Origin of the sequence: Rhizobium sp. 007, assembly GCF_015353075.1 — a bacterium.
Classification (GTDB): Bacteria; Pseudomonadota; Alphaproteobacteria; order Rhizobiales; family Rhizobiaceae; genus Rhizobium.
Genome location: NZ_CP064191.1, coordinates 397,368 through 419,310, shown reverse-complemented (window position 1 = coordinate 419,310; position 21,943 = coordinate 397,368). Strand labels below are relative to the sequence as shown.

The window sequence follows — 21,943 nt, the reverse complement described above, 5'->3', positions numbered from 1 at the left end:
GTTCCGCGCTCCGGCCCGAAAAACTGGCTTCGAAAGACAAGCTTTCTCAGCCAGGAGACAATCGGACATGAAGAAACCATCCTCGAAAATCCGCGAAGAGATTGCCAGGCTTCAGGACCAGCTGCGACAAGCGGAAACACGTGAGGCCGAGCGCATCGGCCGGATCGCGCTGAAGGCTGGCCTCGGGCAAATCGAGATCGACGAAGGGGAGCTTCAGGCGGCGTTCGAGGAACTGGCGAAACGGTTTCGCGGAGGCAAGGGCGTTTCGACCGGAGGGAAAAAAGCCAACGGAGATAGTCGCGAAAGCGCACAAACCACGCCGGTCACGTCTGGCGCGGCTGCGGGCGGCGATCGCGAGGCTTGAGCGAATGGGCAGGACGATGACATCCGACGCCCGCAAGAAGGATACACGGGAGAAGATCGAACTCGGCGGCCTGATCGTCAAGGCGGGCCTGCGATACGAAAAACGAGCGCTCCTCCTCGGGGCGCTGATCGAAATTGCATGGCGCATCGAGGGCGACGAGGGCGAGCGATCCCGGCTCGCCGCGATCGGAGCGGAGGCCTTCGGCAATGACGGCGAATAAGATCGCGCTCGTCACGGCGCCCATCGTGCTTATGATCCTTGTCACGATCGGCGTGACGGGGATCGAACATTGGCTATCCGGGTTTGGGAAAACTGAGGCAGCTCGGCTGATGCTCCGTCGGGCCGGGATCGCCTTGCCCTATATTGTGGCAGCCGCCATCGGTATCATCGTTCTGCTCGCGAGCGCCGGCTCAGTGAATATCAAGCCCGCCGGATGGGGCGTTGTCGCCGGCAGCGGCGCGACTGTCCTGATCGCCGCACTGCGCGAGACCGTGCGACTTGCTTCACTGGCGGGCCAGCTTCCCGCGGCTCAATCGGCGCTCTCCTACGCGGACCCGGCAACGATGATCGGCGCCGGGGCAGCGCTGATGTCGGCCGGCTTTGCACTTCGCGTCGCGCTTGTCGGCAATGCGGCGTTCGCGCGATCAGAGCCGCGCCGCATTCGCGGCAGGCGCGCGCTGCATGGCGAAGCCGAGTGGATGAAATCGACGGAGGCCGGAAAGCTCTTTCCGGATGCCGGCGGCATCGTCATCGGCGAGCGCTACCGTGTAGATAAGGCCAGCACGGCGGCGCAGTCGTTCCGGGCGGACAGCGCGGAGACGTGGGGCGCCGGCGGCAAGTCGCCGCTTCTCTGCTTCGACGGCTCGTTCGGATCGTCGCACGGCATCGTCTTTGCCGGTTCGGGTGGTTTCAAGACGACCTCGGTAACGATCCCGACCGCGCTCAAATGGGGCGGAACATTGGTGGTGCTGGATCCGTCAAACGAAGTCGCGCCCATGGTGATCGAGCACCGCTCAGACGCAGGACGCGACGTCCGTGTCCTCGATCCCAGAACTCGCGACACGGGCTTCAATGCCCTCGACTGGATCGGCCTACATGGCGGCACGAAAGAAGAAGATATCGCTGCCGTCGCCTCGTGGATCATGAGCGATAGCGGCGGCGCACGCGGCGTGCGTGACGATTTTTTTCGCGCATCTGCTCTGCAGCTTCTCACCGCCCTGATCGCCGATGTCTGCCTTTCCGGTCATACGAAGAAAGAGCATCAGACGCTGCGGCAGGTTCGCAAGAATCTCGCCGAGCCGGAGCCGAAACTGCGCGAGCGGCTTCAGAGCATTCACGGCAATTCGAAATCCGATTTCGTGAAGGAAAATGTCGCGTCCTTCGTCAACATGACGCCCGAAACCTTCAGTGGCGTCTACGCCAATGCCGTGAAAGAAACCCACTGGCTCTCCTATTCGCACTATGCGGCTCTCGTCTCCGGCTCGAGCTTCTCAACCGACGAACTCGCAAGGGGCGATATTGACGTGTTCATCAACATCGACCTGAAGACGCTGGAGACGCATTCGGGCCTGGCGCGCGTCATCATCGGATCGTTCCTGAACGCCATCTACAATCGCGACGGACAAATGAAAGGGCGAGCGCTTTTCCTTTTGGACGAGGTGGCCCGCCTTGGATACATGCGGATTCTGGAAACCGCGCGTGACGCCGGCCGCAAATATGGCATCACGCTCACCATGATCTATCAGTCGATCGGGCAGATGCGTGAAACCTATGGCGGACGCGACGCGGCGAGCAAATGGTTCGAGAGTGCGAGCTGGATTTCCTTTGCCGCGATCAATGATCCGGAAACAGCGGACTACATTTCGAAGCGGTGCGGCACGACGACCGTGGAGATCGATCAGGTCAGCCGCAGCTTCCAGTCGAAGGGATCGTCACGGACGCGCTCGAAGCAACTGGCCGCGAGGCCGCTGATCCAGCCGCATGAGGTCTTACGCATGCGGGCCGATGAGCAGATCGTCTTCACGGCAGGTAATGCGCCTCTTCGATGTGGTCGCGCCATCTGGTTTCGGCGGGACGATATGAAGGCATGCGTCGGCGAGAACCGGTTTCGTTCACTGAGTAGCGGCGAGAAGAAAAGTTCGAATCCGATAGATCCGGCAAAGACCGATGAAACCACATCGGGTGTATCGTCTATCGGCATAGAGGGGGAATAGATTGGCGAAGAACAACATAACGCCATTCAGGAAGAACCGTAAGGTCGGGAACCACCGCGCCGACGTCAATGCGCCGCAGTCGATGTCACATCGTCATCGTATGGGTCGCGACAGAGGCATACCGACCGCGACCGTCTGGATCGCGGTGATCGGCGTCGCCGGCTGGTTGTTCCTCGATCGCAACGGTCACCTCGACAACATCGCCGTCTTCGCCAAAGCGCCTTCCAACGATACGCTATCAGCCTCGTTCCTGTTCTGCGGCACAGCCGCCGGACGAACTGCGTCGTCGACGGCGATACGTTCTGGTTTGATGGGCACCAGATGCGTATTGCCGATATCGACACGCCTGAACTCAGCCCACCGCGGTGCGAGGCTGAACGGATCAAGGGCGAGGCGGCAAAATCCCGCCTGCTGATGCTGCTCAACGCTGGAAAATTCTCGCTGTCGGCCGGGTTCCGTGACGAGGACAAATATGGACGGAAACTACGGACCGTATCTCGTGCGGGCAATTCACTCGGCCAGATTTTGATCGACGAGCATCTCGCCCGATCGTGGGATGGCGCGCGGCACGGATGGTGCGATGGCATGTGACGCCCAGTCGTCAATTTGTCCCCACGGGAGAGGGATAGGGGTTTGGGGAAAGATGATGATCCGGTCAGCTTCATGGAACAAACCGAAATCCACCTTGTTCTGGATCGCCCAGAGCAACGCCGCGGACAGAAACTCAGGTGAGATATCAGTGGGAAGGTGGACTTCCGCATCGAAGTTTCGACACAGATTTTCCGACCGTTGAGGCGGCGGCTTCGAGACTTCTCCATCCATAGGATTGAGTTCATGCGTGGTCATCAGATCTCCTTTTCGTTTTCTGACGAAAGGTGTCCTTGACGCCGGACCGGCGGGTGCAAAATGGCAGAGATAGAACCGCGTCCCTAAAGGACGCGACCGCTTGCCAGCTCTGCTGGCCATCGACGTTCCGGCAATCTCCCAACGACGATTTCGGGCGCGGGCAGCCTTCTTGCCACGAGAGGATCGCAACCGGGATCGGCGGAGACCGCTTGAGGGCTCCGGTCGCACCGCGACTGGAGCCGTGCGCCATCGGCGCCTGGCCCAAGCACCATTCTTCACTGAAATGAATCGGTCGCAATTGTTCGATTCACTTATGTCGTTGGACGTGTCCATTGCGCTTGACGATGATGCGAGCATGACTACGCAACGTTACCACCTCTATATCGAACGAGCGGATCCGGCGAAGAACATGGCGCGCTATTACGCCATAGAGATCGCGCAGACAATGTTCGGAGAGGTGTGCCTGATCCGGCGATGGGGACGGATCGGTAAACGCGGGCAGGAGAAACAGCATGTTTTCGAACGCGAGGAGGAGGCGGTGCGATTGTTCCTCGATCTGGTGAAACAGAAGCGTGCTCGCGGCTATCGGCCAAAGACAGCTTTCCGGTGTTTGCAAAGCTGATCCGGATTGCCTTCAGTGTCTCAGATGGCCGAAGCCGGGGCCGCCGAAGCGGCTCGAAGTTGCACGTCATTCGCGCCGGTTCCAGTCGGTCTCGAACGACGCCTCGATCTCGATGAAGAACGGGACCTTGATGGCGAGCTGTTGCATGATGATTTCTCCTTTGGAAAGGCTGATATCGCGGGATAGTCGGCAGACCGGAAAGGAAGAGCGCACCGGCGCCTGAATTTTGGCGCGCGAGGAGCCGCAATGCGGCCGGGAAAATTCTGGCGCCGGCAGGTTGTCGCCCGAGGTACGGGATGCAACATCCCCGATGGTCGATGACAGGAGGTCGAAAGGTGAGTGGCAGCGGAACGCTCCTCTCCGCCACGGGATGCAAGCGTTCCTCCAGCGCTGGTGATATGCCGCCCTCAGAAGGGCGGCTCGGCGTCGATGGAGCCGTCCTGTACGGCCAACGCCACGATCAGCTCGGCTTGGGCGATTTCGAGTTTGGCTTCGAGCTGACGACGCTCGGCGGGCTCGACGCAGGCGTTTAGCTCGGCACGCGTTTCACTGATTTGCTGTTCGATAGTCATTGTCGTCATCTCCTTGATGTTTGTGAAAGATGACGCCCGCCGGCGTGACCGCCAGCGGCGAGGCCCTTGAGGCTGGCCTGGCTCCACGGCACGATTGGCTCGCTATGAGCAGACCCCACCTCTCCGTATGGCACCCGAAAGCCGAGGGAGGGTTCGATGCCCGTCTTCGGCTTCATGAGAACGGCAGTTCGGCCCCGCCTGTGCGGCGGGGCCGATTGCCTGGATCTTAGTCCCGGTTAGGGCGGGACCAGATCAGCTGGTAGCCGTCCTCGCCTTCCACCTCGGCGAGCGTGGCGTAGATCGGAGCGGGGAAGCTCGGGTCGTCGAGCTTGAGCGAGAGGTAATCGCGACCCGTCTGATCCGAGGTCTTCTGCCAGGCGGCACCCATCTCGGCGTTGCCGGCGTAGATACGGAAGTGCGGGCCCTTGTCGGAGGGGTTCTCGATGCGGACGATGCGAGCCTTGACGTTGAGGGCGATGGTGCGGATCGAGCCGGTGAAGCCGCTCTCGGTGGAGGTGAAGGTGCCGATGGTAGCCATGTCCAAGTTCCTTTCGGTTGTCTCGGGCCGCGCCCTTCGCGGCCTCGATGGCTGTCGCAAGGATCGGGGACGATCGGACCGCCCCCGTAGGGCCGTAATGAAATGGAGGGCGGCCGGAAGCGGCTTTCTTGAACCGCGGGGAATGCGAACGCAGTTCGCAGGGGAAGAAAGTTGCGGACGGCCGTTGCGGGAAACGATCGAGGCGAAGCCGGTCTCCGATCAGACATGCCTCATCGAGCCCGCTGAGGACGTGGCCTGACAGCGGTGGTAGGAACCACGAGATGGCGGCCCTCGGCCCGCGTTGCCGCGCGGAACTTTGCAGCGGCGAACCCGTCGCCCTGTCGCTAAGTCACAGCATCGACTTTGGACGCGACGGACCCGGCCGGCCGGGCAGTTGCTTCCACCTATCAACGCGATATCGTGAGCTAGCGATTCGTCGCCTGGAGGATTTATGCGTCAGCAGACAAAGCCGTTTATCGTCGAAATCAAGCAGTCCCGAAAGCTCAAACCGACCAACCCGAAGCCATCGATCTGGGGGAAGCTGGACCTCACGTCCGATCAGCATCCTTTCGCGGAGAGAGAGCCGAAAGAAATGTCGGCCGTTGCGGGTAACAACGACCGACCTTAATGTCTCCTACGCAGCACCGCTCTCTCGTCGGCCTGAACGGGCTGGCGACCGTGCAGGAAGCTGACTGCACGCTGGGCATGGGCCGCGGCCTGAAAGATAGCCCGCCTGTCGTCGGATAGAATCTTCAGCCACGAGCCGAGGTAAGCTGCATGGTCCGGCCGTGGTTCCAGCTCCGGCGCGATCCCGAGATCGGCGCATAGGAAGCAGCTTCCAAGTTCGGCGATCAGTTCCTCGCGGGCGCGCGCGCTTTTGTCTTTGGCATATTGGCTGAGGTCGCGTCCAACGCGATCGAGGCGCGCCGTCCAATGGCAACTTTCGTGACTCAGCGTTGCCACGTAAGACGCGGCGTCGCGGAACGTCTCGAACGGCGGCATCTGGATGTGATCCGTGACAGGCGAGTAGTAAGCCTGGGAGCCGCCATGCCGAACGACCGCGCCGGTGTTCCGGAAAAAATGATCGGCATGCTCGATGCGCTGTACCGGATCGAGAGTCGGAGCCGGTCGATGATTATAGTGTTCGGGCAGGCCGTCGATCTGCTCGACGTTGAAGACCGTGTATGCCTTCAGAAACGGGATTTCCCGGTCGACTTCGCCGCCATTGCCGTCCGCCTCGGACTTGGTGAAGCGGCTGGCGAAGACGACCGTCGCACCGGTCTCACCCTTGCGCACCGCCGCTCCCAGTTCGAGCGCCTGCTTGAACGTCATCCACATGGGTGAGGTGAAGCCGCGCGCCGCTCCCTCCGACCATAACAAGAGAATGTTCATGCCCGAATAGGGCTGGCCGTTGTGGCGTAGCGGCCGCGTAATCCTGCCATTGGTGTTGGCCGCGTGCCAGGGTTTCATCCAGGGTTTTACGCCCTTCTCCAGATCGGCGACGATCCGGTCCGTGATCCGTGCGTAGACGTCGGCCCGTTCGCCTTCAGCTTTCCTGCTCATGTCCATATTCTCCTTGTCCGGAGGCCGCGACCATCGCGGCCCCGTCGCGGAGGTCCGAAGGCAGGAGCCATCAGGCGGCTTGCCGCACCGGAACGGCCGGAACGGAGAGAAGGACGGCGAAGCCGTTGCTGCAGACCGCCGGCTCCTGCAGGACCGCCGACCGGGACGGGGCGTGGCGGGCAGGGTCCTTGCTTCTTCCTTTCTCGTCCCTCGCGTGACATGGAAAAAAGCCGGTCCCAAAGGAACCGGCCGCAGGATTAGAGAGGGAAATGGCGGAACCGAACCTCCGCCCGAAGCGGCTCAACCGAGAGCCGCCATCTGCGCCTTGGCCGCCTTGCGGTCGAGCGACTGGCCAGGATTGTCGACGGGGCGGTCGAATGGCTTCCAAGCTTCGCCGATGACCTGCCGATAAGCTGCGACGGCGCCCTCCGCGGCCATCCGCAGCGCGTGGGACTGTATGCCCATGTCGGCGGCGAATTCGCGCTTGCGCTGGGCGGCGCTGTCAAAACCGACCGGGCCATCGAGGTCCTCGTCGCGGGCGTCGTTTGCCGATTTGGCGGTGGCGTCTCGTGCTTCGGAGACTGCTCGGCTGTAGAACTGGCCGGCTCCGTGCGCCGAACCGACATATGCCCCGACGATGCGCTGGAGATGGATCTGCATCGCCTTCTCGCCGAGACCTTCCGAGAGGCTGTCGGCGGTTTCGATGATCAGGCGCTCGTGGAGGTCACGGATGCCGTCGCTGTCGACCACCGCGGTTCCGAAGCTCTCGGCGATCAACATTGCCTGTGCGGTGTCCGGGCAAGTGAGCCTGACCATTTCGAGGGTAGCGCCCTTTCGGAGTGGCACGACACGGGCGGAGGGTCGATTGGTTGCGGGCTTGGCCATGGGATCTTCCTTTCGTGGTTTCCTTCGAAGCGGCTCCGGCCCCTGCCGGTCTGCCCTTCGATGCGGTCGACAGGAACCGGCTGAGGACGGGCGCTTTCATAGGTCCGGGACGGCCGGACGAGCGAGACGGGTTTGCGGACAAGCGGGGTAGAGCCATGCGAAGGACGCGAACCCGTTTTGCGAGGGAGGCTGCACCGGCCGCTCCGCGGCGCGCCAGCGGCCTTGAAACGACTGGCCGCCGGTTCAGACCGCAGCGAAAACGAAGGACAGACCGGTAGGGGGCAGGGCTACGACCCCGAACGTGAAAGCGAGACCCCCCTTGCGACCGACTGCTCGCATCGCCTCTTCCTGCGTATCAGCCCGGCTACGAAGGTTTCCCCGATCGGGCTCACGCCGCCTCATTGCAACCATCATCGTCGAGCGCTCGACGCACGGTGGTGATCGCCCGCTCCTGACGTTGCAGTTTCCGAGCCAGGGCAGCGATTTCCGTTCGCAGCTCGAATGCAAGCCGCTCGACATGATCCTGATACAACAGCTCGTCGGAGCGCGTCCAGCGTGACCCGCCCCGGCGGTCGAGCGGGCTTTCGCCTTCCCGGTGATCGCTATGCGTTCCGCCCGGCCCGTGATCTGCCGGTGAATGAGATCGAGATGGCGGCGCGTCTGTCGCCGCGCCGCCTCCATGCGAGACAGAGGAACGTAGGGACTGACCGGGTTCATGCGCTGGCCCTCCGCGGCGGCCTACCGCTGAACGACGACGGTCCGTCGTGGGCAGAGTGGCGCGCCGTATCTATGACGAAGCCGAATTGACCAATCTCGTACTCGTCGCTTGGCACGAGAAAGCGACGCTCTTCCGCATGGGCGGCACGCAACGCCGCCAATCGTGGTGATGACTTCGGTCACCCCGGGATGGTGGTGAGAGCGCAGCGCGGAGATGACGATCCAGTCGCCGGCATGCGCCCGCTCAAAAGCGCGGCGATCCTTTTCATGGGATTCGCCAGGCGCAAGAGGACGGCCGAAAATGGCTTCCCAGGCATCGGGCCAAATATCCCGGATCGTCCGATCGGCGCACTTGCGCTCGTATGCGGAAAAGAGGCTCGGGTAGGCGAGGGGAAGGGCGGCCCACGCGGCATCTTCCTCGTACCAGCCGCCGGCGCAACGAAGCGTCGGATGGATTTTAACATTGCGTTCGCTGGACAACTTGAACCCGCCATGTCCTGCCGTTGTGTGGGAGACGATGCCTTCCGCGTAGACGGTGGCACCCTGCGACGGTCCCCATGGCGTGGAGCAGTTCATCCGGGCGGTCTGCCGGTCGAGCGCCCGCATTTCACGGCTGTGCTCGGCCTGTTCGACCATCCGGACCTGGAATGCTGCCTCGTCCTTGATGACGCCGTAGTGTGAATAGAAGTCGTGCCGCCTGAGCTCAGTGAGAGGGCGCCGAATGCGCCAGGCGCTGGCGAGAAAATGCCGACCGTCACGAGCCGGAACCATGGCGAAGACAAGATCGCCGACGCGTGCGACGGATAGATCATCGGCGCTGCGCCCGAACTCCACCCCTGAAGCGTCAAGGGTGGTACCTTCAACAGCTTGGAGAGTGGGCGTGGTCATACCGCGGCCCTCCCTTCGACGTGATCGGCCGCCACTTCGTCGGCGGTCACCTCGTCAAGCACGGCATCGGGATTTTTGTGGAGGGTTACTCGGCCGCGTTTCCGTAAGCGGTATCGGGATCATCGGCGCTGGCATCATCGTCAGTCTCGTCGAGGTCTTCGAGCTCGGTGTCCGCCGCATTGCCGTCGTCCTCGGCGGCCGTCACATGCGGTTTGGCAACCGCATCGTCCTCGATCGACGGATCAGGCTCACCATCGGCGCCGTCCTCAACGCCGTCCGTCGCCCCGTCGGCGGGCGCATCGTCGTCCTCGCTGCCAAGCTCGATGTTCTTGGCCAGCCACTCGGCCATCTTCGCATCATCGGGTGCGAAGAGGGCAGACGGATGCACGAAGCGCCCTTTTCCTTGAAGTGCTCGACCAGAGCGGCGCGCGTGTCCCTGACCCGCGGCCGGGGAAGGACGCTCGTGCCGCCGCAGGACGCTTCCAGCGCCGGGCGGGAGAGGCACGCGAGGAACTCCTCCGTACCCATGTTCGGAAGATGGGCGTCGGCGCCGACGGCATCGCCGGCAATCCGGACAACGAGGCCGCTATCCGTACGATTGGTGCGGGCCGACAGGGCATCGATCAGGGTCAATCTGGCCACGACACGAAGTGTATCCATGTCGAACTCCAGCTTGCCGCTTTCACCGATCAGCCGGACGGCGTGCCGGGCGAAACGCCTGGAGCCATAGAGATGCCCGGAGACTTCGGAGCCGGAGTCGACCGAGACGTTCTGCCCGGCAAAGGCCAGCACCAGCATGGCCATGAGGGTGTCGTCCTCGATCGGCGCCCGTGCCAACGCCTCGTGCAGCGCGCCCGTGCGGAAATCTCCGATCATGTCGATGCCGCTTCGGGTCACGTCCGGCCGGGTCTTTGCTGCAACGTCAGTAGCCTCGCTTCCATCCTCGCCGTCGGGCGCGGTCACATCGCCCTTGCCCTTCGCCTTCTTGACCTCCGGCATTCGGAAATGGGCGGTCTGCACCTTGCCGTCGCGGTCGAGATACAGGGCGGTGCAATCACCCTTGCCGGGCTTGCCGTAGACGCGCTCCGCCCTCGGCGGCAGTTGGGGCTGGGCCCAATTATTGACCTCGACGATGGCGCCCTTCTTGGGAAGATTGCTGCTCATCCATTCCTGCTGCGCACCGAGGAATGCTTCGACGTTGGTCGTGTATCGGTTGTCCTCGTCAGCCGGGCCGAACAAGTCTTCCGCCCACTCGATGCCGTGGGCCTGGCGGAGATCGTCGCCAAAACTCGCATCGCGCGCGTACATGTGGGTCTTGGTGAGGCCGTTGGCGATCGCCCACCAGGCTGCCGTGTGACCCTTCTTCGGCTTGTGGCACAACTGGGCGGCTCACTGCCGGCGCTGTCACAACGAGAATATGAGAATGCGTATAGATTAGCCAACCACCACAGGAGGGGACTATGGGATTTCTGCAGATTGCGAGCTGGAATATTGAGCATCTTAGCGGCGCGCCGCGCGCGGAACGAAAGCAGAGTGCTTTCGCTCTTGCCGATCACATCGAGATGTCAGGGATTTCATTGCGCTCCAAGAGGTCTACCTGACTCCCACTGACGCGGAAGTTAGGTTGGGGGAAAATCAACCGGTCATACAAAGTCATGCACGATCAGAACGCAGGAACGCCGACCTGGATGTGGTGTGTTACCTCTTGGAAGAACATCTGGATGATCCTTGGGCATACGAAATCGTCCCCAACCGCCAGGCTGGAGATAAATCGCAGCTGTGTGCTGTGATGTGGAACACAAAACGCTTGACCCTCGGCAAGGTCACGGCTTTGGAAGTTAGTCATGAAGATGCCGAGGACGCGCTCTGGGATCGCAAGCCTCATCTTTTCAGCTTCAGCTCGGAAATTCTTGTCTGGCGACGCGCGGAAAATGGTGACTGGCAGCAACTTCCGGAGAAACGGAGGCTTGGCCTGGTGCCGCTGCACATGAAGTCAAATTATGGCGGCATCACCCAGAGCCGAAGGGTCAGAGGGAAAGAAGCTGTCAGCCTCTGCGCAGCAATTGAGAGCGTCCGAGCGGAGATTGACGCAACCTTGGTGTTGATCGGTGATACCAACATTCTCAACAACGCTGAGCCCGCGATCGAGGCATTCATCGATGGCGGCTTTATCGATCTCAACAATAACGACAGTGCGACGTATTGGAGCGCGCAATACAAGGAAGCGCCGTTCGACAGAGCCTTCGTGGCAGTTGATCGTCCGGAATTTCGCTACACTAGGCAATACGTGTTGCGGTCATCTGATTTGACGGCTCACGATCGATTCCTGTCGGATCACTATATAATCAAGATTAGCGTCAAGGACTATTTGGACGATGCCGACCCCAGGTGAGGCTCGGTCGCAATAGGGACAGCCTAGTCGTCGGCGATAGAAAAAATGGGCCATCGGAAAACCGAGGCCCATGAAGTGTGAAGGTCAAAAACCTCCAGAGGGGAACAGCTGGTGCGGCGGAACTGGGAGGAGATCGCCATGTGCATCAGCTATAAGCACTATGATCATATTTTGATCAGATGAAAAACATTTATTGTGCAATGCACCTATGCGTATGCTGCACCGCTTTCAAAATTAGGCAGCTTATATGGTACCCGCACCTGCCTCGCGCGCCTCGGCTGCGAGCTCCGTCTCAACCTGCCTGAGCTGACGACGCTTTTCGGCCAATTCACTCGCGAAGCACATTCGCCATCCCGGCGTGACTGGTAGGAGATAAGGCGCCTACGGGCTTCATCCAGGCGGTGACGATAGCGCTCCTGTTCCCCGTCGCAGTCGTCAAGTGCGTGTTCGAGGCGGGAGACAGCGCCGGGCGGCGTCACCGTGACGGCGAGATCGATCTCGAAGTTCGCGCCCGTGCGCTGGACCATGGTGGTATAGCGATAGCCGTCAGTTTTGCCGAACCACTCACTGGAGGTCGGCCCAAATCGCCCGGATCACATACTCTGGGGTGAAGTGAGCGTACTGGGCGCAGCGCGCGAGCGAGGGATAGTCGGTTTCGCCGACGGCGCTCTCCAGCATGTTCGGTCTCGCCGATCTCCAACCATTCGCCTGAGTAGAAGGGCGCGGCATCACCGTTCCAACGGTTCGGGCGCTGGCGTGGCGATCGAACATGCGAAACATTTGCGGGCGGCTTGCGACGCCCTGAAAAACCTTACGGATTGCGGGAGAGGGGATCACCTGCGGCTCCTTGCGCGTTTTCGGACCGAAGTGCCGCGCCGTCCACTCGACCTCGCCATCCTCTTCAGTCCTTCATGACTCCTTCCGAGCTGACGGCATCGCGACCGTCCGGGTCAAGGGCCGGATCCGCCGGGCGAACCCCCTTGACGCGGGCGGCGCGGATGCGGCACGCCTCCATCCTTTCTTTCCCTGGTTTCCTTCTCCCTGATCTTCAGGGTCTCGTTCCAGTCCATCTCGGGCGGGCGAAGCCGCGACCAGTCGCAGCCGGCATCCTCCGCAAGCGCCCGCAACCGCTCGGCAAACATATTACCTTGGGAATTGGCGTCCGTCGCAGCGACCAACCGGGTGCCAGGCCGGGAGGCCATTTGCCGCAGCGCGGTTTGCGTGGCCGGCGACCATCCGCCGCCAGTGCTGAGATAGAGTGTGCCGTCGCGCACCCCCTCGATGGCCGCAAGACTCAGGGCGTCGATCGCGGCTTCCGTGACGGCCAGGCGCAACGCAGTATCTGACCCCAGACGGAAGAGGACCTTCGTTCCTCCAGACGCGAAGCCCCTGTATTGCGGTCCTCGCGCTTCCCAGCCGGTCACAAGTCCGGCACCGTCCGTATGAGCTGCCCACATGCTGCCATGTGGGCCTTCCCGAAGAAGGTCAGCTTTGATCGCCATCCGGAGCAAAGGCGGCGGCAGGCAACGCTCACAATCAAGGTAACGCCATGTCGATGAGCCGGACCAAGGGCGACGGCGAGCCTGCCAACGCTCCGAAAGAGTGAGGTCGTATCCTCCATCCGGCCTCGGAGGCTGCCACTCCGGTTCCGTGATCGCAAAACCGACGAGATCCGCGACCCTTTCGGCACCTTCGAGAAAACCGACATTATCGAGATGCTCGACCAGCCCGAACACATCGCCTTTCGCATCGCTCAACGGATCGAACCATCCGCGCCCCTCATGTGTGACGATGATGATCTCAGCGCCACGGCGAAACTTGACCGCACGCCGTGTACTTTCCTTGAAATCGATGGCGAAGCTCGCCTGTTCCAGAACTGCCGCGCAGCTCACTTGGCTGCGCAGCGCCTCTATCTCTCTTCTTTTCATTTTTCTCCCGATCGCACAGCGATCGACCTCCATTGCCTTGCCTTACCCGTCGTTTCGCGGGCACCCTTCGGCCCGCCGCGAAGAGCAAAGGCGGCAAGGGCGCGGTCTGACAATTGTCGGATCATGCAATGCTCTGGTCCGCCGCGGCGAAGCCTCCCTTGCGGCCTGCAGCTCGCAAGCGGCATGCCAAAGGCAAACGCCGGCTCAATGCGCGTGCTCAAGCCGCGGCTGAACGCGTCAAGCGCCGGGCAGCGATGCTCAATTCAATCGGACTTGAAGAGGTTCACCTTCTCAAGCGCCTCCTTTATCGATTTTGCATCGAGCGAGACAAGCGCACGCTTCAGGTAAAGCTCGATTTCGGCAATGCTCTTGCCCTCAATCAAGGCGATTTCAGCGAGAGTCCTGCCTCGCGATATCCATAAAAGGCAGGTCTTTTCAAATGGCGGAAGCATCCTTGTCGTCATGGCAAAAATCGATCCAGTTCGTCGTAAGACCGCGACCCGCCAGCGACCGACGACTGGAAACACGGTTGCTGAGATGGGGAATGCATTCAGCTAAGGCGCACTGCCAGTTCCCATCCAGCACAGTGCATCTTCTCCGCTGTCGAGGACGGAAACCACGAAATTCCCGAACTCAAATTACACCTGGAGCGTTCGCATCGAATACTTTTCGCCCAGCTATGCTTGACTTCAACTCAAGCTCGGCGTCAGCAAGACAAAATCCGCATCAGCTCCGGGCACCAGCCGGCCCTTGCGTGCGGCAATGACCATGGCCTCGGCAAGATAGACCGACGCCATGCGAAACGCTTCCTCCACCGGCAGGCCAATCTTTTCATGTACGAAGCGGACGGGAGGCAGCGCAGCATCTCCTCAAAGACTGCGACGGCGCGAAGCATGTCGATGTCAGCGCCAGCGAGCGTGCCGTCGGAAAGCGTCAGCCGCCCGCCCTCGTGCATGATCTCGCCACCGTTCAGGAAGCGCGTCATGTCGGCGCCGATCGTCGACATCGCATCGGTCACCAGGAAGATCTGCCCGGGACCCTGCTTGCCGCGGATCGCGATGCCCATCGCCGCCGGATCGACATGGAAGCCGGCGGCGATCATCCCTGCATCCAGCGTCCCGGTCGCCAGCGCGGCGCCGACGACGCCCGGTTCACGGTGGCCAAGGCCGCTGATGGCATTGAAGAGATGTGTGACGGCGCGCGCTTCCACCTTGGCATAGGCGCAGGCCGTCTCGAAGCCGGCATCCGTGTGTCCGAGGCAGACGACGACGCCGGCATCGGCAAGAACCTTCACCTGGGTTACATTTTCTGGCGCGAGCGTTACCATCAGGCAGCCCAGCGGCCTCATGCAGGTCAGCGATGTCATGCGCACCTTTCCTCGCCAAAGAGAGGTGCGGACCCTCGAGATGCAGCCCCAGGAAGCCGGGCACGCCAGCGGCCTTCGCCTCGATGCCGGCCTTTATGGCGGCGGTTGTCATCTCGCGCGTGTCGGTGATCAGGATCGGCAGCAATGCCGTCGTGTCGAACCGCGCGTGGGCTGCGCAGATCTGCCGGATGCCCTCGCACCTCGGCTGCTCATTGAAGAGGGCGCCGCCGCCATCAACCTGCAGGTCGGTGAAGACTGACAGGAGAATGAGCCCACGCGCGTCAACATTTTCGCCGCGATCGTCGAGAGAATTTGCAGGAACGATAGAGTCGACAAGCCCTGCCTCGACAACAAGCGCGGGACCGTCATGCCATTTCATGTCGTCGAAGATTCGCGCGCCCGTGATCTTTCTTTTCACATTCATCGGGTTTCCGTGACCTTCTTCAGATGGGCGGGTGCGTCCGGATTGTGGCCACGGGAGCGCGACCAGGCTTCGACAAAAACGTAAAATGGAAGCACCAGCGCCAGCGCGTCGGTGATCGGGTGGCCGGTCTCGACGAAGGGCAGGGGCTTTGCCCTCGTCGCCCGCGCCGACGTGATATGCACAATCGCGCCCTTGGCACTCAGGGCATCGGCAATCTCGGCGACCGAGCCTTCGGCGGCGTCGCGGGCGGCAAGCGCCAACACTGGGAAGCGGGTGCCGACGAGTGCGACGGGTCCATGCAACACTTCCGCCGCGGAAAAGGCTTCGGCATGAATCCCGGTCGTCTCCTTGAACTTCAAAGCCGCTTCGCTGGCGATCGCCAGTGCCGGCCCGCGACCCAACACATAGATGGAGTCGGCGTCACCCGCGTCGGCGGAAAATTCCAGCCATTCGAGCTTCACCGCTTCGGCAAAGTGCCTGGGTAGATCCGCCACCGCGCGTTTCAGCGCAGCGTCTCCCGTCCACTCGCTCAGCACTGCAAGGCCTGCAACGATGGAGTTAACATAGGACTTGGTGGCGGCTACCGCATTTTCCGGCCCAGCCAGAATGTCCAAAGAGTGGTTGCAGGCATCAGCAAGCGGCGAGGGCAGTGTGTTGGTTAGCGCGATCGAAGCGGCGCCGGCGCGCGTTGCTGCGTCAGCCAACGCGACGATGTCGGGACTTTTGCCCGACTGCGAGATCGCAATAGCAGCGCTGCGGCCAAGCTTCAACTCGGTGCCGTAAATCGACGCGAGCGATGGCCCGATCGAAGCGACAGGTAATTTTGCGGTGAGCTCGATAGCATATTTCAGGAACAAGGCGGCATGGTCGGAGGAGCCGCGCGCGATCGTCACGACGAATGCCGGATCCTTGGCGCGCAAAGCTGCACCTGAGGCCGCGAAATCTTTCGCCGCGCGATCGAGCAATCTGGCAGCAGCTTCCGGAATCTCGGCGATTTCCCGCCGCATGTTCGTCTGCACAATGGTCTGCATGGTGGAATCCTTTGTTGAGAAGCTCTTCAGTTTCCTGAAATCGTGAATTCGGTGACGAAGGCGTCGGCGTCGCCTCGATAGAGTGAGCGGGTAAATTCAACCGCGCGGCCCGAATGAAGATAGGCGACCCGTTTGGTCAACAGACCGGCCGCTCCAATAGTGACGCCGAGCATGCTGGCATCCGGCTCCTGGATATTGCAGGCGAAAATGCGCTGGATCGCCCGCACCGGCCCGACATTTGCGTCTTCGAGCGCTTTGTAAATCGAGGCGGTAACGTTGACCGGGTCGGGCAGGAACTCTGCGGAAATGCAAGTGCGTTCTATTGCAAGGGCCAGACCTGCGGATCTTCGCAAGCGGATGAAGCGCGCTACTCGATTATCGGCGGACAGCCCGAGCGTCATCATTTCCTCTGGAGCAGGATGGGAAATGCTGCGCTCCATCCACTCGACTTCAGTGTTAGAGCCGCGCCAGAAGACCTCCTCTGTCAAAAGGACCGCGCGCGACATAGGCTGATCTACCCGGCAGGCCGATCGAGCAACGAAGGTGCCTGAACCGGGACGCCGCACCAGAAAACCATCGCGGACGAGATGGTCGATTGCTTTGCGGACGGTGACACGGCTAACCTGGGCATGCTCGGCCAGATCCCGCTCGGGATAGAGAACATCGCCGTGACTGAGTTTCCCCGACAGGATCGCCTCTTCGAGCAATCGGCGAAGTCTGTGGTACAGCGGTCCGGCACCCTTGGGGATTACGCCCCCGCATGGAAGGATCGCCGCAAGCCTGTCACTCATGCGATCGCCTCCTGGCAACGCCCGAAGCGAGCGAGCGCGAGTGCCACAGCCCCGGTAAGTGCATCGCCCTCGGGCTTAGCCAGAAGCTCTTGATGCCGTGAGGCGATCCAGGAAGGATAGAAAGGCCCCAATCCGCCAAGCAGGCAAATCTTCTTCGTTCCTCGCGCGACCAAAAGGTCGAGCGCCTCGTCAACAGAAATAGCGGCATCTTTCAACAGACGCACCGCAACGGCATCGCCTCGCTCACCGAACTCGAACACGCGCGGCGCATAGCGACCGAATGCGCCGGGTTTTGCCTGGCGCGCAAACTCGACAAGCTCCCGCGGATCGTTGTTGAATTCCGTGAGAACGGAAGAGATCAAAGGGGAGACGTCGTGGATGCCATCATAGGCCAGCAGGCTTTCTTGCAGAAGTGCATGTCCAATGCGGGCACCACTGCCAAGGTCGCCGACAGTGAAGCCCCACCCGCCAGTATAGGTCACCTTTTCGCGGTGCCGTGAGATGTAGATCGTGCCAGTTCCCAAAATGGCGACGACGCCGTCCTTATCGCCAAGCGCACCCTGAAGCGCGATCAGCCCGTCGGACTCGATGTCGGCTTCGGCAAAAGGCAACCGCTGCTTCACGTGGTGAACGGCGTTGCCGACATTGTGACCAGCGACCCCGAGAACCGCACGCGCTGATGCAATACCGTCGGGATCGAGACCTGCCTCGTTGAAAGCGGCGCGTGTCGCACCGGCAATATTCTGAAGCGCCGCATCCGGATCGGAGAGAATGTTGGCTGGACCGGATTGGCCGCGCGCGAGAATACGACCGTCTGGACCTGCAACTGCCGCGCGACAGCTCGTACCTCCGCCGTCGATTCCAACCAAGTAGATCGTCATGGTCCCACTTCTTCTGAACGCTAGTCATTCAGCGGCAACGGCTTCTGCCTTCGCACTCCGACTGCGCTCGCTCCTCGTTTTCTATTCGTGCGTGCGTCGCACAAACATACTGGAATGTCAATCGGGAACCGATTAAAGAGCGGCGGATAGACCTCAACTCAAGGAACGTTTCTCAAGCCTTTCGATGTAAACCCTTTCCCGTAGGCACTGACCGCCATGCCATTTGGGAAATGCTTGTGCGCAAAGATGTCGATGGTTTCGTCGCGCAGGACTGGTCGATCTTTTCCCCTTCCTTCAAGTTTGACGGCTTTTGCGGAGTGGATGCCAAAGGATCGCTTGATCCCGCAGTCTGGGAGGTCCGGTTTCCAACGGTCGAAGCCTATCGTGATGCGTGGCTGGAAGATGCCCGGCGCTCCGCCTCCACCCGATATGCCGAGGACCGGAGAGATGCTCTCTTCCGCGCGACCAATATGCTGGACATTCGTGTGGAAGGGCACACGGCCACTGCAAGGAAGACCTTCGATGATGCGATAGCCCTTGCGAAAGGCGGCTCACGAAAACTGAACTGGCAGTCCGTTTTCTTCTGCACGAAGGGCGATGGTGCATGGACAATCACCGGCTTCGTCGGCTTCCTGCCATTCACGCCCAACCGCTGAGCGGACGCTGTTTCTTCGCCAGTGACCGGCGAGGCGGGGCGCTCGTGCTCCGTTTCGTCGTCACGGCAACGACGCCACGAGCTTACGTTCTCATACGCGTGGGGCCGGCCAATGCCACTGTCGTCTTCCATCTAGCTGTAAACCGCTTGGGTATCTGGATTGGCGACCGCTGACGACCGCGACGCGCTCTTGCTTACGGCCCGAGCCGCACGCATCGATCGCCCTAAATCACCACCTTCAGGTGGCTCGATAACACCAAACCAGCGGCTCCGCGCAATGCCGTGTGGCCCTCGCCAATACCGTTCACCGTGATGGAGATCTCCTGGCTTGGTCTCTTCACCACCAGCCGCTCGACGTGCTGCCTGACGCGCTCGGCGGCCTTTGCCCCGCCGCCCGCAACATCTCCATGGAGGACGTAGGAGTTAAGGAACAACGTTTGCTGCAGGTTGACGATGCCGAATGCCACATTGCGTGTGTAGCGATCGAGGAGCGCGTCGGCCGCTTTCGATCCGTCTTCTGCTTCTTTGACCAGACGAGCGCATGTGATGCTGCCCGGTTGCGGCAAACCCAGGAGGGCAGCCTCCTTTCGCAGCCAGGGCAGGGCGGCCACCGTTTCCCAGCAGCCATGTTTACCGCAGTTGCAGAGCTCGCCATCGATTTGAACCACGGTGTGGCCAAGTTCGCCGCCGGAACCGGCAAGTCCACGGTAGACTTTGCCATCAATGAAGAAGGCTCCGCCAAGAACCTCCCCGGTGTAGATCGCCGCAAAGTTCAGTTGGCCACGCCCAGGCCCAAACCATCGGTCCCCAACAAGCAAGGCACGCGGATGATGATCGATGACGACTGGAAGTGAGAAGTGTTCCTGCAATATGTTCACGAGGGGAAGTCCTGTCAGTACAGGCGCAAGGTTGACAGCGAGGATCACGCCGTTGTCACTGTCGATCATTCCACCCGAGGCAACGCCGACCCCGAAAGGCGCTTGATGGGCATGAGAGAGCGTGGAGGTGAGCGTTTTCGTTAGAGTCGCGATGAACGCTTGCCTGTCGCCAAACGGGTCGAACTCAGCTTTCGTAACGGCTCTGATCTCCCCGGTCAGTGCCACAAGGCACGCCTGTATCGTGCCGGGCAGCAGGAGTACCGCTCCGAGCATCGGGGCATCGGGATTGAAATAAAGCGGACGGGCAGGCTTGCCGCCTTTGACATCAGAGGGCGCCGCATCCCCTTCTACGAGAAGCTGTTCCTCGATCATCGGCTGGACGATGCCGGTTATGGTTGTCCGGTTGACGCCAGCAAGCCGCGCGAGATCCGCTCGGCTTTTTGGTCCATTATCATACAAAGCTTGCAGCACCCGACCGCGGTTGATCGCACCAAGCGCTGATTGCGAGACAAGCGTCACATTGGCACCAATCTCGCTAGCCGCGGCTTCCCTCCTCGCAGGTGTGCGATGGCCCAATGAATAGGACGGCTGACTGTCAAATTTCAATTTGCATCTCCGATTTGCTGGATCCTTTGTACCCTCTACACTCTCGATCGACTAGACAGCAAAGGGCCTCTCCAACAACGCAAACAAGCCGATCGTGACGCCTGCAAATCAGGCTGCGAATTTCTTTGCGGCAACTTCTTGACAAGTATCATAAGTTTGTGCGAAGTACAAACTAACTGCTAACAAAAGCAAATTAGGGGTAACTATCTCAGTTTCAATAGCGGAAGCCCACGGCTCCGCTGAGTGGCCGGGATTGGATTACATGCAACTGAGGAGGCTCTTATGACAATCGATATTGGAAATATGTCGCGCCGGGACCTGCTGAAGAGCGCTTCCGTCGCAGCTCTTGTAGCTGGGGCGGGGTCTTTGGCCGTGCCACGCCGCGCCGCTGCGCAAGACGCGAATACGGTGCGCGTCCTGTCCGTTGAAGACCCTTTCTTCTTTTCGATGAAGGCGATGATCCCGGAATACGAGAAAGAAACCGGCATCAAGGTGGAATTGGAGAGCCTCTCCTATGACGCCCTACAGTCGCGCCTCGTCTCATCTTTTGTCGCCAAAACCTCAGATGCCGATGTCATCGTCGTCGACCAGATGTGGCTTGGGCAATATCTCGACAATGGCTGGATCATCTCGCTGAACGATTTGATTGCCAAGGACAGCGAGTTTGACCTCTCCGACTTCATTCCCGAGGTTCTGTACTCCTCGAACATGTGGCGCGGCCAGGTCGGCACGCTGCCAGTCGCGGCCTATGCGCAGGGCGTGATGTACCGCAAGGACATCTTCAATGACTTGGGCATTGCCGCGCCTCCGAACGAGACGTCGGAAGACTGGACCTGGACGAAATACGTCGAAATTCTGAAGTCGATGCAAGGCAAGTCATTCGGGGGCAAGCCGCTCTTTCCTACCGTTGTTTGCGGCTCGCAGCCGTCGCCGATCGTTCACATGTTTACGCAAGTTTCAGCGAGCCACGGCGCAAGCTGGTTCAAGTCGTTCCCGACCGCCCCCTGGGATTTTTCTCCGCAACTGACGAGCCCAGCATGGATAAAGTCTGTTGAAATCTACAGACAGCTCTACAAGCTGTCTCCGCCCGAGGCGATCAACTACGTTTGGTTCGACGCCGGCACCCGCTTCGCCAAGGGCGATATCGGCATGTTCTACTGGTGGACCCCATACTTCTATCTGATCAAGAACGCCGGTTACATGACGGGCAAAAAGTCGGACGTCATGGAGAAATATGCAACGGCTGCGTTGCCGAAAGCTGAGGGCGTACCTCAGACGGTCAGCCTCGGCGGTTGGAGCCTCGGTATCCCTTCCAGCTCCGAAAGGCAGGAGGCCGGCTACGCTTTCATCAAGTGGGCAACATCGAAGGCCACTCAGAAGAAAATGGCTCTTTGGCCGGACCTCAACTGCCAGTTCTCGGACTTCGCGCGTGCTTCGCTCTATGAGGATGAGGACGTTAAGGCAATTTATCCGTACCTCGATGTTCAGTACGCAATGATGAAGCAGGGCAACGGCAAGGTCACACGCCCACCTGTTCCGGGCTACACTGCCATCGAAAGCGTGCTGGGCCTCACGTTGAACCAGCTCCTGACTGGCAGCGAAGAGCCGAAGACGGGCCTTGAGCGCGCCAACAGCCTGTTTGAGAGCATCCTGAAGGGCAATCTCATGATCCCTCACCAGAAGGAAAGCTTCGCTGACACTCTTGACGGGGCCAAGGCCCTGATCGCCAAGAAGTAATAGAGTTCTCCTCGAGCCGGCGCGGCAGCGATCGCGCCGCCAAAAC

The 21,943-nt window shown here is 60.8% G+C and carries 18 protein-coding genes and 6 pseudogenes; 8 read left to right on the top strand and 16 right to left on the bottom strand.

Annotated features, from left to right (window positions below; all coding sequences use genetic code 11):
* Nucleotides 1–67 precede the first annotated feature (67 nt).
* From traC to ISN39_RS35840, 4 genes and pseudogenes are all read left to right on the top strand, one after another.
* Nucleotides 68–364 carry a conjugal transfer protein TraC gene (gene traC, locus ISN39_RS35855; protein ID WP_194732593.1) on the top strand — a complete coding sequence of 99 codons (297 nt, stop codon included), beginning with the start codon at nucleotides 68–70 and terminating at the stop codon, nucleotides 362–364.
* A 4-nt stretch (nucleotides 365–368) separates the two neighbouring features.
* Entirely contained in the window at nucleotides 369–584 is a 216-nt protein-coding gene (locus ISN39_RS35850) for a type IV conjugative transfer system coupling protein TraD (RefSeq protein ID WP_194732592.1), read from the top strand.
* Nucleotides 571–2,577 (top strand): Ti-type conjugative transfer system protein TraG, encoded by a 2,007-nt coding sequence (gene traG, locus ISN39_RS35845; RefSeq protein ID WP_194732591.1) that lies wholly within the window; start codon nucleotides 571–573, stop codon nucleotides 2,575–2,577. Before ISN39_RS35850 ends, traG begins: the two co-directional genes overlap by 14 nt.
* A gap of 100 nt (nucleotides 2,578–2,677) precedes the next feature.
* Nucleotides 2,678–3,168 (top strand): annotated as a pseudogene (locus ISN39_RS35840) (thermonuclease family protein).
* Here ISN39_RS35840 and ISN39_RS37560 read toward each other — a convergent pair.
* On the bottom strand, nucleotides 3,088–3,423 hold the full coding sequence (locus ISN39_RS37560) for a hypothetical protein (protein WP_246763635.1): 336 nt from the start codon (nucleotides 3,421–3,423) through the stop codon (nucleotides 3,088–3,090). The pseudogene ISN39_RS35840 and the gene ISN39_RS37560 overlap by 81 nt on opposite strands.
* Nucleotides 3,424–3,736: 313 nt before the next feature.
* On the opposite strand from ISN39_RS37560, the gene ISN39_RS35830 reads away from it, so the two are divergent.
* Nucleotides 3,737–4,045 carry a WGR domain-containing protein gene (locus tag ISN39_RS35830; protein ID WP_194732650.1) on the top strand — a complete coding sequence of 103 codons (309 nt, stop codon included), beginning with the start codon at nucleotides 3,737–3,739 and terminating at the stop codon, nucleotides 4,043–4,045.
* Nucleotides 4,046–4,111: 66 nt separating this feature from the next.
* On the opposite strand, the gene ISN39_RS35825 is transcribed toward ISN39_RS35830, so the two are convergent.
* From ISN39_RS35825 to ISN39_RS37555, 7 genes and pseudogenes are all read right to left on the bottom strand, one after another.
* Nucleotides 4,112–4,258: a hypothetical protein gene (locus ISN39_RS35825; RefSeq protein WP_194732590.1), complete on the bottom strand. Its 147-nt coding sequence runs from the start codon at nucleotides 4,256–4,258 to the stop codon at nucleotides 4,112–4,114.
* Between the two features lie 194 nt (nucleotides 4,259–4,452).
* Nucleotides 4,453–4,617 carry a hypothetical protein gene (locus tag ISN39_RS35820; protein ID WP_194732589.1) on the bottom strand — a complete coding sequence of 55 codons (165 nt, stop codon included), beginning with the start codon at nucleotides 4,615–4,617 and terminating at the stop codon, nucleotides 4,453–4,455.
* Between the two features lie 226 nt (nucleotides 4,618–4,843).
* Entirely contained in the window at nucleotides 4,844–5,155 is a 312-nt protein-coding gene (locus ISN39_RS35815) for a DUF736 domain-containing protein (RefSeq protein ID WP_194732649.1), read from the bottom strand.
* Nucleotides 5,156–5,779: 624 nt separating this feature from the next.
* Nucleotides 5,780–6,718 carry a zincin-like metallopeptidase domain-containing protein gene (locus ISN39_RS35810; protein WP_194732588.1) on the bottom strand — a complete coding sequence of 313 codons (939 nt, stop codon included), beginning with the start codon at nucleotides 6,716–6,718 and terminating at the stop codon, nucleotides 5,780–5,782.
* A gap of 300 nt (nucleotides 6,719–7,018) precedes the next feature.
* A complete protein-coding gene (locus ISN39_RS35805) occupies nucleotides 7,019–7,603 on the bottom strand; it encodes a hypothetical protein (RefSeq protein ID WP_194732587.1) in 585 nt (194 codons plus the stop codon).
* A 713-nt stretch (nucleotides 7,604–8,316) separates the two neighbouring features.
* A pseudogene (locus ISN39_RS35800) lies at nucleotides 8,317–9,208 on the bottom strand (hypothetical protein).
* An 85-nt stretch (nucleotides 9,209–9,293) separates the two neighbouring features.
* Nucleotides 9,294–10,582, bottom strand: a pseudogene (locus ISN39_RS37555) (plasmid partitioning protein); the annotation flags it as partial.
* 331 nt (nucleotides 10,583–10,913) lie between these two features.
* On the opposite strand from ISN39_RS37555, the gene ISN39_RS35790 reads away from it, so the two are divergent.
* Nucleotides 10,914–11,600: a hypothetical protein gene (locus ISN39_RS35790; RefSeq protein WP_194732586.1), complete on the top strand. Its 687-nt coding sequence runs from the start codon at nucleotides 10,914–10,916 to the stop codon at nucleotides 11,598–11,600.
* A gap of 243 nt (nucleotides 11,601–11,843) precedes the next feature.
* Here ISN39_RS35790 and ISN39_RS37550 read toward each other — a convergent pair.
* The 7 genes and pseudogenes from ISN39_RS37550 to ISN39_RS35755 all read right to left on the bottom strand — a co-directional run.
* Nucleotides 11,844–12,166, bottom strand: a pseudogene (locus ISN39_RS37550) (hypothetical protein); the annotation flags it as partial.
* 110 nt (nucleotides 12,167–12,276) lie between these two features.
* Nucleotides 12,277–12,437, bottom strand: a pseudogene (locus tag ISN39_RS35785) (DUF1419 domain-containing protein); the annotation flags it as partial.
* 113 nt (nucleotides 12,438–12,550) lie between these two features.
* On the bottom strand, nucleotides 12,551–13,528 hold the full coding sequence (locus ISN39_RS35780; protein ID WP_194732585.1) for a DUF3991 and toprim domain-containing protein: 978 nt from the start codon (nucleotides 13,526–13,528) through the stop codon (nucleotides 12,551–12,553).
* 689 nt (nucleotides 13,529–14,217) lie between these two features.
* A pseudogene (locus tag ISN39_RS35770) lies at nucleotides 14,218–15,318 on the bottom strand (N-acetylglucosamine-6-phosphate deacetylase).
* The gene (locus ISN39_RS35765) at nucleotides 15,315–16,349 is read right to left on the bottom strand and encodes an SIS domain-containing protein (RefSeq protein WP_246763634.1); all 1,035 of its coding nucleotides are present in this window, start codon (nucleotides 16,347–16,349) and stop codon (nucleotides 15,315–15,317) included. Before ISN39_RS35765 ends, ISN39_RS35770 begins: the two are co-directional and overlap by 4 nt.
* Before the next feature lie 26 nt (nucleotides 16,350–16,375).
* Nucleotides 16,376–17,140 carry a GntR family transcriptional regulator gene (locus ISN39_RS35760; RefSeq protein WP_194732583.1) on the bottom strand — a complete coding sequence of 255 codons (765 nt, stop codon included), beginning with the start codon at nucleotides 17,138–17,140 and terminating at the stop codon, nucleotides 16,376–16,378.
* Nucleotides 17,137–18,021, bottom strand: coding sequence for an N-acetylglucosamine kinase (locus ISN39_RS35755; RefSeq protein WP_194732582.1), 885 nt, complete (start codon nucleotides 18,019–18,021; stop codon nucleotides 17,137–17,139). The genes ISN39_RS35760 and ISN39_RS35755 overlap by 4 nt, the downstream gene beginning before the upstream one ends.
* A 230-nt stretch (nucleotides 18,022–18,251) precedes the next feature.
* Between ISN39_RS35755 and ISN39_RS35750 the strand changes: the two genes are divergently transcribed.
* Nucleotides 18,252–18,677 carry a hypothetical protein gene (locus ISN39_RS35750; RefSeq protein ID WP_194732581.1) on the top strand — a complete coding sequence of 142 codons (426 nt, stop codon included), beginning with the start codon at nucleotides 18,252–18,254 and terminating at the stop codon, nucleotides 18,675–18,677.
* 223 nt (nucleotides 18,678–18,900) lie between these two features.
* Here the strand turns inward: ISN39_RS35750 and ISN39_RS35745 are convergent, their stop codons facing one another.
* The gene (locus tag ISN39_RS35745; protein ID WP_194732580.1) at nucleotides 18,901–20,160 is read right to left on the bottom strand and encodes an ROK family transcriptional regulator; all 1,260 of its coding nucleotides are present in this window, start codon (nucleotides 20,158–20,160) and stop codon (nucleotides 18,901–18,903) included.
* A 282-nt stretch (nucleotides 20,161–20,442) separates the two neighbouring features.
* Here ISN39_RS35745 and ISN39_RS35740 point away from each other — a divergent pair, with 282 nt between their 5' ends.
* The gene (locus ISN39_RS35740) at nucleotides 20,443–21,897 is read left to right on the top strand and encodes a substrate-binding domain-containing protein (protein ID WP_194732579.1); all 1,455 of its coding nucleotides are present in this window, start codon (nucleotides 20,443–20,445) and stop codon (nucleotides 21,895–21,897) included.
* Nucleotides 21,898–21,943: the final 46 nt, after the last annotated feature.